The organism is Vampirovibrionales bacterium, assembly GCA_016712355.1.
GTDB lineage: Bacteria > Cyanobacteriota > Vampirovibrionia > Vampirovibrionales > Vampirovibrionaceae > JADJRF01.
Window position 1 is genome coordinate 2,455,769 of sequence record JADJRF010000005.1, and the last position, 14,100, is coordinate 2,469,868.

A 14,100-nucleotide genomic window follows, 5' to 3' on the forward strand; every position below is an offset into this window, starting at 1 on the left:
GAGGCCCCATGTCCCTTCCTCCCCGCTCCGATGAGGCGTATCGCCGGGCAGGCGTCGATTTGCTCCAGGCCGATGCGGTCGTTCAGATCGCGCGACGACTCGCCAAAACCACCGCCAGCCGCGCAAACGTCGGCGAGTTGGGCGGATTTTCCGGCGCATTTGAGCTGCCCGCGGGCTTTGAACGCCCTGTGCTTCTCAGCGCCTGCGATGGCGTCGGCACCAAGCTGAAACTCGCCGTCGAAAGCGGCATTCATCACACGGTCGGCATCGATCTGGTGGCCATGAGCGTCAATGACATTCTGGTCTGCGGCGGCGAGCCGCTCGCGTTTCTGGATTACGTCGCCACCGGGGCGCTCAAGCCCGAGATGTTTGAGTCGATTCTGTCAGGCGTGGCTGAAGGCTGTCGTCAGGCGGCATGCGCGCTCGTTGGCGGCGAAACCGCTGAAATGCCGGGCCTGTACGCCGGAGATGACTACGATCTCGCCGGATTCTGCGTCGGGGTAGTCGAAAAAGAGCTGATGCTGCCGCAACCCGGCGGGGTTCAGGAAGGGCAAACGCTCATCGGGCTAGCGAGTTCAGGCCTGCATAGCAACGGGTTCAGTCTGGTGAGGAAAATTCTTGCCGAGAGCGGCGCAACGCTCGACAGTCCCGCGCCTGCGCCCCAAGACGGATCCATCGCCGAGATGCTCCTGACGCCGACGCGGATTTATGTTCAGCCTGTGCTTGCGCTGCTTCGACGCTTTGAAGGGGCGATTCGCGCGATGGCGCATGTGACGGGCGGCGGCTTTGTGGATAATATTCCGCGCGTACTGCCCATGGGGCTATCCGCGCGCCTCGATGACAGCACGTGGACGCCGCCGCCCGTGTTTCCCTGGCTGGCGCGCCTTGGCGGGCTGGATGCGGCGACCATGCGCCATACGTTTAATTGCGGCATCGGGTATATTATTGTGGCAGAAGCCGCCCAAACGCTCGATATGCTGGCGTTTCTCAATGAAGGCTGGCCCGAATTGCAGGCGACCGTGATCGGCCAAGTCATCGACACCCCGGATCGCCGCGAGGTGGCGTTTTGCTGAACGGCGTTCGACTGGGCGTCCTCTTGTCAGGGCGCGGCAGCAATCTGGTCGCCATCGCCGACGCGATTGACGCCGGGCGGATTCCGGGCGCGCGCATCGCGCTGACGCTGTCTAACCGGCCCTCTGCGCCGGGCGTGCTGATTGCCGAAGAACGCGGATTGCCCACCGCCGTGCTGGCGCCGAAAGCCTATGACGATCGCGAGGCCTACGACCGCGCCGTATGCGACGCGTTACGCGATCAAGGCGTCGAGCTGGTGGTATTGGCCGGGTATGACCGGATTCTGACGCCGGGCTTTATTCGGGCCTTCGCCGGGCGGATTTTGAATATTCACCCCAGTCTGCTGCCCGCCTATGGCGGCAAAGGCATGGTGGGAGAACGCGTCCATGAGGCGGTGTTGGCGGCAGGCGAAACGCAATCGGGCTGCACGGCGCATCTGGTGACCGAAGCGGTGGACGAGGGGCCAATTCTGGGCCGGCGGGTCGTCGACGTGCTGCCGGGCGATACGCCGCAGACGCTGGCGGCGCGCATCTTACGCGAAGAACACCAGTTGTATCCCCTTGTCATCGCGCAGGCGGCGCAACGGCTGGCCCAAGGCGAAGCGATTGTTGCAGATAATTTTATGGCGGAATCCGGGAGACCTTTATGACGCGCGTTTTTCAGAAACCTGTTGTAACAACGCTCTCGCTATGCGCCGCGTTGACGATCCTGTCGGGCTGTAATGACAGTTTTGTCTATCAGCGTTCGGTATCGGAGCTGAATAACAAGGCCGCCGTGATGATTGCTCAGGGCGACGCCGCCGGAGCCGTGGCGCGCCTTGAAGCAGCGCGCGATCTGATGCCGAAAGAGCCCTCGCTGATGTATAATCTGGCGCTGGCCTATCAGGCAAACAAGCAGCCGGAAAAGGCGACCGCCTTACTGGCGCAGTTTATCGAGGAATTCCCCAATGATAAGCTTGCGCCGGGGGCGCTGAAATCGCTGGGGGTGATGGAAGAAGCCCAGGGCGACGCGTTTTTGGGACAGGCCCGCCAAGCCAAAGGCAAGAACGACGCCGCTGCAACCGCACGGTGGACGCAACAGGCTCAGGACTCCTATCAACGCGCCGAAAGCGCCTTCAGCGCTCTGGCAGAGAGAAGCAAAACGGCAGAAGAGCGTCAGGCGGTAGAGCAGCATCTGGTGGGGTTGCGCAAGATCATGAATAAAGCCGCCGCCGGAGAATTATCGCCGCTAATGACGAGCGAGGGCGGCTAAACGGCGATGACCTCTAACCTGAAAGCAAATCTGCTGGAGACCATGGCGAAATTCAGCCACGGGCGGGCGCTCGTGGTCGGAGACGCCGCCATTGACGAGATGATTTACGGCGCGACAGCCCGGCTTTCGCGCGAGGCCCCCGTGGTAATTCTGCGCCACGAGCGCACAGACATCGTGCTGGGAGCCGCTTCCAACGCGGCGCATAACATTGCGGCGCTCGGCGCGGGGCATACGGCGCTGGTGGGGGTTTGTGGAGACGATTACCATGGTCAGCGCCTGCGCGACGCGCTGGCGCGCGACGGCGTGGATCCCCAAGCCCTGATTATCGATCCCGATCGCCCGACGACGACCAAGACGCGGCTATCGGGCATCGCGAATCATTCGGTGACCCAGCAAATCGTGCGCATTGACCGCGAGAGCGACGCGCCGATTACAGGGGCGGTTGAAAACGCGGTTCTGGATGCGATTTCGCGTCTGGCGCCGGACATGGACGCTTTGTTGATATCAGATTACGGGCTGGGCATGGCCACTGACGCCGTAATTGCGCATTGCAAGGCGATGGCAACGCGTCATGGTCTGGTCTGGGCGGCAGATTCACAACGCGAGCTGGCGTTGTTTTCGGGCGCGGACGTGATTTCGCCGAATCAGCCCGAAGCCGAGCGCAATGCGGGCTTTGCGTTTGAAACCGAAGCCGATCTGCTGCGCGGCGGTCGCGAGTTGTTGCAGAGCACCGGCGTTCGCCGCCTGCTGATCACGCTCGGCGCGCAAGGCATGATGCTCTTTGACGAGGACGGCAGCCATACGACAATCCCGGCATTTAACCGCAGCGAGGTGTTTGACGTCACCGGCGCCGGCGATACCGTCATTGGCGCGATGACGCTTGCGCTTGGCGTGGGCTCGGACATTTTGAGCGCGTGCCTGCTGGGGAATCTGGCGGCGAGCCTGACGGTTCGACGCTTTGGGGCGGCGGTCGCCTCGGTCGCGGAAATGCGCGCGGCGCTGGATTCGCTTCTCGATGAGCGCGGCGAGGCGCTGATAGCGCAGATCACGCGGCAAGACGCCGCTGCAAAAGCATCCTGACCCCTTCTCCCGTTACGTTTAAGAGGAAAATTCTCCATGATTGACGCCACCGGTCGCCTGTTTGGCCGCTTCAACGTGATTGATTTTACCCTGATTGCCTTTCTGCTGGCGACAACGCTGGGGCTGCTCGCCGTGCAATCTGGCTGGCACAAGACATCTGGCCAGGTCATCGAAGGCGAGAGCGATATCATCTACGCCATTTATCTGGGCAACGTCAAAACGCTTCGTCCTCAAGCGCTTTTCAAGCCGGGGGCCTTCGTCTCGATGACGGTGCGCAACCAGCCGCGCGGCAAAGTGAAAATTGAACAGGTCGTCGTCAAGCCCAAACAGGCGATGATCCCCAGCGGCGGCGGGAATTTCCGTCTCACAGCGGATCCTGAGGATCAATTCGGCTATAACTATCTGGTAACGCTGCGCGATCATGCGCAAGTGACGGAAGACGGCTACGTCACCAGCGGCGTCAAGATTAAAACCGGGATGAAGATTCTGGTGGAAGGCATGGACTTCCAGATTGCAGGCGTTATCGTTGACGTGCAAGCGGCGCCGGACGCTAAAAAGCCGGTCACAAAAGCGTCAGATGTAAAAAAGGCGTCTTAAGCCGTGTCTGCGCTACGCGCTGCGCTTAAAAACTCCTGGGCGCTGGGAGGTCTGACCCGTCTGGCCACATTGCCGGCGTCCACGCTGACCGCATGGGCGCAACTGTCGCGGCTCGGGCAATGGACGCTGGGGTTGTGCGAAGCGCTGGATCCCGGCATTGACGTGCGGGCGGTGCATCCGCTGATTCGTCGCGCGTGTCAGCCTGCGGTGCTGTTTACCGGCGTGTGCCTGCTGTTTGTGGTCGCCGCGTTTCAGGACACGGCGCGCATCGGGATGGTCGTGTGGCTGCTGTTTTTCATGAGCCTGATGGCCAGCCTGATTCCGGGGCGTCCGCTACTGCGGCGCATCACGATGATCGACGCGCTGGTGGGGCTGTTTTACCTGTCGGCGGTCGTGTCGACGGCGGCCTCCTCGTTTTTTCTGACGAGCTTGATGGGGTTGTTCAAGATGACAACCTTTCTGGCCGCTTATCTGCTGTTTCGCAACGCCCTGGAAGCCGAACGCCTGACGTGGTGGGTGGCATTGCTCTGGCTGCTGGCGTTACTGGGCGGTTGGGAGACGCTGGTCGGCTGGCATCAGTACACCGCCAATCTGGAGCCGCTGGCGACCTGGCAAGACCCGGACACGAATCCCGAACTGGTGATGACGCGCGTGTTTGGAACCCTTCAGCCGTCTAATCCCAATTTGCTGGCGGGTTATCTGGTCACATGTCTGTCGGCGGCCTTTGGCCTTGGGTTTTACCACTGGCGCGGATTGCGTCGCGAAAGCCTGCTCTCGGCGCTGGCATTTTTATTGGGCGGCGGCATTCTGGCGACGCTGGTTTTAACGGGATCGCGCGGCGGTTATCTGGCGCTGGCAGGGATGTTTCCGCTGGCGTTTTTGCTGGGGGGGCATTTGTTATTTCATGAGCCCGCGCTGAGCGCGAGGCGCGGGCTGAAAACCCTGTGGCTGTCTATCTTGGCGCTGGGTCTTGGCAGTGTGGCGCTGGCTCTCACGTTTTCTGAGAGTCTGCGGCACCGGCTGCTGTCCATTTTCGCGATGCGCGAGGATAGCAGCATCTCGTATCGCCTGAACGTCTACGATAGCGCCATGCAGATGGCGCGCGACAACTGGCTGCTGGGTATTGGGCCGGGTAACGATACGTTTAAACTGGTGTACGGCCTGTATATGGTGCCGGGCTACACGGCGCTGGGCGCGTATAGCGTACCGCTGGAGATTGCAGTCGAGCAGGGATTGCCTGGGCTGCTGATTTTCGGCGCGCTGTTGCTGGCGCTGGCCTTGCGCACGCTGTGGTTTCTGGATTCGGCGCGCGATATCCGCGAAAAGATTCTCGCCATCACGCTGTTGACGGCGGTGGCGGGTTCTGCGCTCTATGGCGCGTTTGACACGATCTGGTATCGCCCGGCGGTGAACATCGCCTTCTGGCTATGCGTGGCGGGTCTGGCCGCCCTGACGGAAAACGCGCTGGGACGCGAGGCCGCCAAGCGCGATGCGGCAAGCCGATGATAACGGATAAGTCCGCCGCCGCGCCTGCGAATCAGGCGCACGCAATGCGCATCGGCCTGCTGAATTTTGGCGGCATCGGCGATGAAATTTTGTTTTCGCCGGTGATTGCCGACCTGCGGCGGGTGTTGCCCGACGCCCGCCTGACGCTGATTCTGGAAGGCCGCAGCGCGTGCGTTGCCCCGCTGTTGCCGCCGCTCGATCACGTATTGAGCGTCGAAGTTCTGAAGCAATCGCGTCCCAGGCTGTTTGCCAGTCTCCTGAGTCTGCTGCGCCGCGAGCGGTTTGATGCGGTCATTGCCAGCGGCAGCACGCCGTTTATGGCCGTGTTGCTGGCTTTATCCGGCGCAAAGCGGCGTTTTGGCTTTGACAGCGGTCCGCTCAGCCGTGCGCTGCTGACCGGCGCCGCCCCGCTGGACACCCGCGCTTACGCCGCGCAGATGTACTACGCGCTGGCCCGCACGGCGCTCGCCTCGCTGGCGGGGCCCGATTACACCCCGATGAGTCGCGTCGCGCCGATGCTGACGCCGCCTTCAGAGGCAGAATGCGCGTGGGCGCGCGGGCGACTGCGGCCCGATCCATCGGATACCCGCCCGCTTGCGCTGATTCATCCGGGGGTGAGTCTGGCGAGCGTGGCCAAAGGCATCGTCAAAAGCTGGTCGCCCGAAAACTGGGCGGCGCTGATTCAACGGCTGACGCCCGGCTGTCGCGTGGCGCTGACCGGCGGGCCGGACGATCGCGAGACCATCGACGCGATTTTGGCAGCCCTGCCGCCAGAAATGGCTTGCGGGAACGCAGATTTCACTCATTTATACGGCGAAACCGCGCGATTATCGCAACTGGGGGCGCTCATGACGGCGTCGGACGCGCTGGCGCTGGTGGATTCGGCGCCAATGCATCTAGCTGTCGGCCTGGGACGGCCGCTGACGGCGCTTTTTGGAGCAACGTCTCCAGAACGCTTGCTGCCACCGGACGATCCGCGCTTTATCGCCTTACGCGCCGCGCCCGCGCAAGGGCCTGACGCGCGATATCTGGCGATTCCCGTTGAGGTTGTGGCGTCGGCCATTGCGTCGCAATTGCAGGATCGGCGCGTCGGCCCTCCCACGACTTAGCCGTGGCGGGTGATGGCCGTAATCAGCTCTTGCAGCACGGCGTCAGCCGATTCGTTGGCAATCTGGCAGGTGCCAGCGTTGGCGTGGCCGCCGCCGCCGTAGGCCAGCATCAGCTCGCCGATGTTGGTTTTGGAAGTGCGGTTGACGATGGATTTGCCGACGGCAAAGACCGTATTTTGCTGCTTCAGGCCCCAAATACGATGGATTGAGATATTGCAGTCGGGGTAAAGCGCGTAAATCACAAAGCGATTGCCCGCGTAGATTGTCTCTTCTCGGGTCAAATCGAGAATGACCAGATTGCCATGAACCGTGGAGCAGCGCTTGATTTGATCCTTGAACATGGTTTCATGCTCAAAATACAGGTCCACGCGCTCACGCACGTCGGAGATCTGGAAAATCTGCTCAATGCGGTGATCTTTGCAGTCATCGATGAGGCGCATCATCAGGTTATAATTGGAAATCGTGAAGTTACGAAAGCGCCCAAGCCCGGTGCGCGCGTCCATCAGGTAGTTGAGCAGCACCCAGCCCTTGGGATAGAGAATCTCTTCGATGCTGAACTGGGCGGAATCGGCCTTGTCGACGGCCTGCATCATTTCGTCCCACGCCGCAGGAAAGCGCGTACGGCCGCCATAGTAATTATAAACGACCCGCGCGGCAGACGGCGCATAGGGATCGATAATATGATTCCGCTGCAAGCCTTTGAGACGAACGGTTTCGCTGGCATGGTGATCGAAGGCCAGGTACACCCCATCGACATACGGCAAATTGGTCGTGATGTCGTGGGAATTAATCTCGATCAGGCCGTCCTGCATATCTTTGGGATGTACAAACTTGATCTCGTCGATGAGATCGAGGTGTTTCAGCAGGATGGCGCAGACCAGCCCGTCGAAGTCGCTTCGCGTGACGAGTCGATACCGCCGAAATGCCGCTGTCATGTGCTGATCTGCCCCTTGAAGCGCTGAACCGGAATGGCTCTGACACGGGAGAAAGCGCGCTTGTCGAAACGACGCGCGCCATTTTTTCAGGTTCGCATATTCACGTTAGCATAGGACGCGCGCAAAGCGACACCCCCGGTCGAGGCGCGCGCGTCAACAATCCTGCGGGTGGAGGAGAAGGCGCGGGCGAGCGCAGAGCCGGTGAGCGCCTACCCGGCGATGGCAGCCTCGCAGGACGCAAACGCGCGCACGCGGCGGCGCGTCTGCGCATCCAGCGCCAGAATATCGCTCAACGAGGGGTCCGCGCATACGTCCTGATCCTGATAGGCGGTCAATGCGCGCTCAATCAGAAGGGGGATGTCGATAAAGCGGATGGATTCCTGTAAAAACAGCTCAACGGCGACTTCATCGGCGGCATTCAGGACCGTGGGCGCGCCGCCGCCCTGCTCGCCTGCGGCGCGCGCCAAAGGCAGGCACGGAAAAAGCCGAGGGTCCGGCGCGCGGAATTCCAGCGCGCCCAGCGTCGCCAGATCCAGCGGCGCAGGGCTGAAATCGTTTGGAAGGCGCTGCGGATAGCCCAGCGCGTACAGAATCGGCAGTCGCATATCGGGCGGCCCTAGCTGCGCCGTCGTTGAGCCATCGACAAAACGCACTGCGCTGTGCACGACGCTTTGCGGGTGAATCACCACATCTATGATGTCGTAGGGGGCGTCAAAGAGCCAGTGCGCCTCGATGATTTCAAGCCCCTTGTTCATCATCGTCGCGGAATCGACGGTGATTTTAGGCCCCATCGACCAATTGGGGTGTCGCAGCGCGTCGGCCAGCGTCACGCGGGACAGATCATCGGGTCGCGCATCGCGAAACGGGCCGCCGGAAGCCGTCAGGATCAGGCGATCGACTTCTGCGCGCGATTCGCCGCGCAAGCACTGGTGAATCGCCGAATGTTCGCTGTCCAGCGGGAGCAGACGCTCGGGAGAAGCCGCCAGATAGGGGGCGACTAGATGCCCGCCAGCGACGAAGGTTTCTTTGTTGGCCGTCAGGACTTTACGCCCGGCCTGCAGCGCCGCCAGCGTCGGGGCCAGGCCGCGCATCCCCACGACGCCGATGAGCGCGGCGTCGTAACCGTCCCAACAGGCCATGGTTTCCAGCGCATCGTCGCCGCTGAGGATCTGCCCTCGAAAATCGGGGGTGAGGCGCGCCAGAGCCTCGGCGTCGCGCGCGTGCGGCACGGCGACCTGCGCCGGGCAAAACTGCCTCATCTGCGCCGCCAGCGTTTCCAGCCGACGGCCGCCCGCCGCCAGCCCCACCACAGCAAAGCGCTCCGGAAAACGCGCCAGAACATCCAGCGCCTGCGAGCCAATTGAGCCCGTCGAGCCCAGCACAATCATCCGTTCGATGGAGCCGGTCATGGCAATCCTTGGCGAATGGCGCATAATACGATAGGATAATACCATCAATTTCCTGAGGAGAGACGGACAAGGGGCGCGTTTTGGCGCCGGAGGGGATCCAGCCCGAGACGATCCGAGAAAATTCAACCTGAGGGGCTTTCTACATGGGATTCGACGCCGGGATTGCCTGGATGATGCTTCATTTAGCGCCTGAATGCCAACTGAAGAGTGACGCGGGGGGAGCGTAATGACGATGTTTCGATGCAAAACCTGCGGTTGCCACGGCTTTAAGCTGGTGGTCCAGCCGGATTTCAATGGCAATATTGAAATCTATACCAATGGCCACGAAGACGTGATGATCCGCGTGGGCAAACAGGAGTTCGTCGCGGATTTAGCTTTCATCAACCGCTTTGCCGCCTGCGAGGAGTGCGGTCAGACGCGCCAGTGGGAATATTTTTACCCGATGGCCGAAGAAACCGCCCAGCGGCGCTCTCACGGCTGAATACCCAATCGCGCGGCTTTACCCGGAAGCGGAATGCCGGTCACGCGCGGCGATAAAAAAGGCTTCGAGTTCGCGAACGGCTTCGGCGTCTTCAAATAACGCATCGCTGGCCGCCGCAATCTCGGCCCGCAAGGCGCGATTGCGAGCGCCATCCTGCGCCAGTGACACAGCGCAGGCGGCGTAATCGGCCAACGAATCGACCACAGGACCGTCCACGCCCATTTTAGCGTAGCATCCCGCCGTGATGCGGCCTCGCATAAAGGGGCCGGGCCAGGTGACGACCGGGACGCCCATCGCCATGGCCTCGTACGTCGTATTGCCCCCGCCCAGATGCGGCGGATCCAGCAATACGTCGCAATGACGCATCACGCGCAGGAAATCGTCTGTGGGCATGGGCGCCAGCCAGTGCAGCCGCGCCATCGCCTCGGGCGGCATCGCTTGGGTCAGACGATTTTCCAGCGCCTGACGAAGGCCGGGGCGATCGCCAGCGGGAATCAACAGGCGCGCCTGCGGATCGCGGGCCAGAATATCGGCCAGGACGGGATCAAAATCCGGGTGGAACTTGACGAGTTGTTGCAGGCAGCCGTAGAGCCGTCCGTCTGGCGGCAAGCCGAGATCGCCGCGCACGCGATCCTCTGGCGGCGTCGCCGGGCGGCGAAAACAGACCGGCAGCGCGTCAAACTCAATCAGGCGTTCGCGGTAATGTGCGGCGCCGTCGGGCGGTTCAATGAGGCGACTGCTCAGGAAATAATCGACCGTCGCGATGCCGCTTGTCACCGGGAATCCCCACGAGGCGCACTGCGTCGGCGCGAGACGGAACAGGGGCATCCAATAATTCACGGGGTCCGTGCCGATCTCAAAGTAAAACAGCGCATCGAAACGGCTCTGGCGCACGACATCGACTTTCTGAAGCAATCCGGCGGGCAGCGACGTCCATAAGGGCACGCTCCATGTGTCCATATCCAGCGCCAGAAGCTGTTCTCGGCTGGCAGGCGAGCAAACCAGCGTCAGTTGCGCGCGTTGGGGGGCGACATTGCGAAAGAATCCCCCCATAAAGGTGTTAAAGGCAATCTCATGGCCATCGCTCACCAGCATGGCCACGCGCGGCGGGCCGACAGGAGAGGGGCTCGCGAGCGATTCTGTCCCCAGCCAGCCGGATTCGGACAGCATGCGCGTCATGCGATCCGCAAAGCGACTGCGCAGCGCCCGATCGTCTTCTCCCTGAAAAGCCCAGTAATAGGGCGGATACACGTTGTATTCGAGCAGCGTGGATTCGTCCGCGCGCAGATCTTCGGACTCGAACGCCGCCAGCGCGCTTGCGGCCTGCGCGCGCGAGGCGTCGATGGCTGCCGCGTTAGCCGCAATGGGCGCAACCAGCGTCTCCAGCCGCAGGCGAATCAGCGGATGAGCTTGCAGAAAGGGCGTGACCTGGGCAAAACGGGCCCGCGCTTCTTCGATGCGATGCAGCTCAAACAGGCAGCCGCCCGCATTCAGAGCGACCATCGGCTCGCCCGGACGCAGGGCCGCCGCCTTTTCAAAGCATCCCAACGCATCTGCGTAAGCTTTGAGCGACTTGTGGATGACGCCGAGCTGATAATAAGGCTCAAAAAAGGCGGGATTCAAGGCGATGGCCTGATGATAGGCGTCAATGGCGCGCTCACCCTCGCCGCGCTTGAGAAACGCATTGCCCAGATTGAAAGCGGCTTGCGCGTTTTGCGGGTCGAGCGCCAGCGCCTTGCGATACCGCGCGATCGCTGTCTCGACGTCTCCCTGCGACAGCAAGGCATTGCCCCAGTGACTATAAAGCGCGCTGTTGGCGGGCTCCAGTCGCGCAGCCTTCTGAAAACAGGCGATCGCCTCAGGCCCGCGACCGAGGTCTTTATACGTCGCGCCAAGGTTAATCCAGCCAACAGCATAGCGTTTCTGGCGATCGATCGCCGTTTGGTAGGCCTGTTGCGCGTCTTGCAAACGGCCCTCGTTTCGGGCGAGATTCCCCAGGGAATTCCACAGGTGCGGGTCTTGCGGGCATAAGGTCAGCGCCCGCTGGAGAAAGTCCAGCGCCATGGCCTGCTGGCCGAGAGCCTGGGCAATGAGAGCAATCAGGTGCAGGGCCTCGGTATCGTCAGGCGCGCTTGCCAGAATCCGCTGGCAGGCGTCGAGCGCTTGCAGATGCTGACCGCCCTGATAAGCGGCCCATGCGGCGTTAAAAGCGGATGTGGGCATCGAACGAGCCGCCAGCCTCCCGACAGAAGGCCCGCCATTGAACAGGGCCTTCTGTCAGTAAAGCCCGTCCCCGGCGCGGCAGCTTCCCCCGAACAATCGAGCGCGCGCCGTAGCGGGGCGGAATAAAACTGTTTCAAAACTTAAAAAATATTTTTTATATCTATGATAGTATATGCCTTAATGATCCGTCCCGCAGTCTGTGTCAGGCGCGACGGGCGGCGTCAGTGAGAGGCGTATATCCGGGACGGGCTTGCATGAGAGCGGGCCTGCGCTTGTGCGCGCTTTATCCGTGTTTTGTCGTAATTTGTGAGAATGCACTAAGGAGATTCGTGGGATGTGTTATAAAAAATTCGCCGCCGAACTCTTCGGCACGATGACGCTGGTACTTGTGGGCTGCGGGGCGGCCGTCATCGCGGGTCCGCAGATTGGGTTTCTGGGCATCGGGGTTGCCTTCGGTCTGGCGCTCATCGGGGCGGCCTACGCCATCGGCTGGGTTTCTGGCTGCCATATTAACCCCGCCGTGAGCTTCGGCGCATGGATTGCCGGGCGCATGACGACCAGCGAAATGGTCCAGTACATGGTCGCGCAGTTTCTCGGCGGGATTCTGGGCGCCGTGGTGCTGTATATCATCGTGTCGCACCAGATTGCGCCTTATGATCTGGCGCATCAGGGGCTCGGCCAGAATGGCTGGGGACCGGGCTATCTGGGGCAGTTCGATATGACGGCGGCCTTCGTGTTCGAAATGGTGGCCACGTTTATCTTCGTCAGCGTGATTCTGGGCTCTACCGCCGCCGGCGCGCCGGTCGGTCTGGCGGGTCTGGCCATCGGCCTGACGCTGGTCGCCATTCACCTGTTCGGGATTCCCATCTCGGGCTCGAGTCTCAATCCGGCGCGCAGCCTGGGACCGGCCGTGCTGGTAGGCGGACAGGCGTTGTCGCAACTGTGGCTGTTCTTTGTCGCGCCCATGCTCGGCGCGGCGCTGGCCGGTATCTTCTATCGCCGTAACGTGATGAATCCGTAAGCATCAGCGGCATTTTGATCATTCTGAGCAAGGGCTCGTCCGGGATGGGGCGAGCCCTTGTGATATACTCCCCCCATGGAAACCTTCTTAATCGCCACTGGATTGGTCGCCCTTGCCGAACTGGGCGATAAAACCCAATTACTCGCCCTCATGCTGGCCGCGCGCTATCGTCAGCCGTTGCCGATTATTCTGGGCATTGCGGCGGCAACGCTGCTGAATCACGCGCTGGCGGCCTTTGCCGGTCAATGGCTGTCGGGGCTCGTGTCTTATGGGATTTTAAAATGGGGCGTCGGGCTGCTGTTTATCGCGCTGGGCGTCTGGACGCTGGTCCCAGACAAGCTGGACGATAAGGACGGCGCGGCCAGGCCCGAACGCCATGGCGTGTTTCTCACGACCCTCATCAGCTTTTTTCTGGTGGAAATGGGTGACAAGACCCAGGTCGCGACCGTTGCGCTGGCTGCGCGCTATGCCAGTTTACCCGCCATCGTCATGGGAACCACGGTCGGCATGTTGCTCGCCAATGCGCCGGTGGTGTTTGTGGGTCAAAAATTCGCCGATCGGCTGCCGTTGACATGGATTCGCCGGGCCGCAGCGGCGGTATTCATCGCGCTGGGGCTGTGGAGCATTCTCGCCTAGGTCGCCGGTTTGATTCGTCTAGCCGAGTTTTTCGGACGTAACCAAGAGGACAAGCGCTTGTGATTGACGCCGTCGTTTCTTTTGTTCAGGGCATGGTGGAAATGGTCTTGGCCTTCGTCCATGGCGGTATCCAGACACTGGGATACGTCGGCGTGGCGCTGATGATGGCCATTGAGTCGTGCAACATCCCGTTGCCCAGTGAGCTGATTATGCCTTATGCGGGCTATATGGCCCAACAAGGCCACATGAATATCCATCTGGCCGCGCTGGCCGGAGCGATTGGCTGTGTTGTGGGCTCAGCGCCGTCGTATTGGCTTGGATACGTTGGCGGCAGACCGTTTCTGGAAAAATATGGCAAGTGGCTGCTGCTCACGCCGCACGATTTAGACAGCGCCGAGCGCTGGGTGTCGCGCTACGGCGACTGGACGTTTTTCATCTGCCGGATGCTGCCGGTGGTGCGCACGTTTATTTCGCTGCCCGCCGGGGTGCTGAAAGCGCGATTCTGGCCGTTTATCGCCCTGACCTTCGTCGGTTCGCTGGTCTGGTGTTACGCGCTGGCCTACGTGGGCGTGGTTTTCGGTGAGAATCTGGAGCTGTTTCGCCATTACTGGCATCAGTTTGACGTGGCCATCGTGGCGGTGCTGCTGGCGTTGGGAGGCCTGTACGTGTGGAAGCACGTACGTCACTTTCAGACATCCTCGCGCCTGAACGCCCCCGCCATCGGCGGCGAGGGATCCTGAGGGAAGATCTTTTGTCGCGCTTTTCTCTCACTCAAAGGGTA

14 protein-coding genes are annotated in these 14,100 nt (G+C 61.5%); 11 read left to right on the forward strand and 3 right to left on the reverse strand.

The features are described from left to right. Positions 1 to 8 precede the first annotated feature (8 nt). From IPK79_12685 to IPK79_12715, 7 genes are read left to right on the forward strand one after another with little or no spacing between them, the layout of a single operon-like run. A complete protein-coding gene (locus tag IPK79_12685; GenBank protein MBK8191293.1) occupies positions 9 to 1,073 on the forward strand; it encodes a phosphoribosylformylglycinamidine cyclo-ligase in 1,065 nt (354 codons plus the stop codon). Beyond that, a complete protein-coding gene (gene purN / locus IPK79_12690; protein ID MBK8191294.1) occupies positions 1,070 to 1,720 on the forward strand; it encodes a phosphoribosylglycinamide formyltransferase in 651 nt (216 codons plus the stop codon). Before IPK79_12685 ends, purN begins: the two co-directional genes overlap by 4 nt. Next, complete coding sequence (locus IPK79_12695; GenBank protein MBK8191295.1) at positions 1,717 to 2,322, forward strand: tetratricopeptide repeat protein; 606 nt, start codon at positions 1,717 to 1,719, stop codon at positions 2,320 to 2,322. Before purN ends, IPK79_12695 begins: the two co-directional genes overlap by 4 nt. Positions 2,323 to 2,328: 6 nt before the next feature. Next, positions 2,329 to 3,402: a bifunctional hydroxymethylpyrimidine kinase/phosphomethylpyrimidine kinase gene (locus tag IPK79_12700; protein MBK8191296.1), complete on the forward strand. Its 1,074-nt coding sequence runs from the start codon at positions 2,329 to 2,331 to the stop codon at positions 3,400 to 3,402. A gap of 36 nt (positions 3,403 to 3,438) precedes the next feature. Further along, complete coding sequence (locus tag IPK79_12705; GenBank protein ID MBK8191297.1) at positions 3,439 to 3,999, forward strand: DUF4330 domain-containing protein; 561 nt, start codon at positions 3,439 to 3,441, stop codon at positions 3,997 to 3,999. 3 nt (positions 4,000 to 4,002) lie between these two features. Beyond that, positions 4,003 to 5,505 carry an O-antigen ligase family protein gene (locus tag IPK79_12710; GenBank protein MBK8191298.1) on the forward strand — a complete coding sequence of 501 codons (1,503 nt, stop codon included), beginning with the start codon at positions 4,003 to 4,005 and terminating at the stop codon, positions 5,503 to 5,505. Then, positions 5,502 to 6,614 (forward strand): glycosyltransferase family 9 protein, encoded by a 1,113-nt coding sequence (locus IPK79_12715; GenBank protein ID MBK8191299.1) that lies wholly within the window; start codon positions 5,502 to 5,504, stop codon positions 6,612 to 6,614. The genes IPK79_12710 and IPK79_12715 overlap by 4 nt, the downstream gene beginning before the upstream one ends. Here the strand turns inward: IPK79_12715 and IPK79_12720 are convergent. Continuing rightward, positions 6,611 to 7,549 carry an exopolyphosphatase gene (locus IPK79_12720; protein MBK8191300.1) on the reverse strand — a complete coding sequence of 313 codons (939 nt, stop codon included), beginning with the start codon at positions 7,547 to 7,549 and terminating at the stop codon, positions 6,611 to 6,613. The two genes, IPK79_12715 and IPK79_12720, sit on opposite strands and share 4 nt — an antisense overlap. A 209-nt stretch (positions 7,550 to 7,758) precedes the next feature. Further along, positions 7,759 to 8,946, reverse strand: a complete 1,188-nt coding sequence (locus tag IPK79_12725) for a 1-deoxy-D-xylulose-5-phosphate reductoisomerase (protein MBK8191301.1) — start codon at positions 8,944 to 8,946, stop codon at positions 7,759 to 7,761. Positions 8,947 to 9,184: 238 nt separating this feature from the next. On the opposite strand from IPK79_12725, the gene IPK79_12730 reads away from it, so the two are divergent. Next, positions 9,185 to 9,439, forward strand: coding sequence for a hypothetical protein (locus IPK79_12730; protein ID MBK8191302.1), 255 nt, complete (start codon positions 9,185 to 9,187; stop codon positions 9,437 to 9,439). 18 nt (positions 9,440 to 9,457) lie between these two features. On the opposite strand, the gene IPK79_12735 is transcribed toward IPK79_12730, so the two are convergent. After that, positions 9,458 to 11,662 carry a tetratricopeptide repeat protein gene (locus IPK79_12735; protein ID MBK8191303.1) on the reverse strand — a complete coding sequence of 735 codons (2,205 nt, stop codon included), beginning with the start codon at positions 11,660 to 11,662 and terminating at the stop codon, positions 9,458 to 9,460. 334 nt (positions 11,663 to 11,996) lie between these two features. Between IPK79_12735 and IPK79_12740 the strand changes: the two genes are divergently transcribed. From IPK79_12740 to IPK79_12750, 3 genes are all read left to right on the forward strand, one after another. Further along, complete coding sequence (locus IPK79_12740; protein MBK8191304.1) at positions 11,997 to 12,683, forward strand: aquaporin; 687 nt, start codon at positions 11,997 to 11,999, stop codon at positions 12,681 to 12,683. A gap of 75 nt (positions 12,684 to 12,758) precedes the next feature. Then, on the forward strand, positions 12,759 to 13,319 hold the full coding sequence (locus tag IPK79_12745; GenBank protein ID MBK8191305.1) for a TMEM165/GDT1 family protein: 561 nt from the start codon (positions 12,759 to 12,761) through the stop codon (positions 13,317 to 13,319). Positions 13,320 to 13,411: 92 nt separating this feature from the next. Continuing rightward, positions 13,412 to 14,059 carry a DedA family protein gene (locus IPK79_12750; GenBank protein ID MBK8191306.1) on the forward strand — a complete coding sequence of 216 codons (648 nt, stop codon included), beginning with the start codon at positions 13,412 to 13,414 and terminating at the stop codon, positions 14,057 to 14,059. Positions 14,060 to 14,100: the final 41 nt, after the last annotated feature.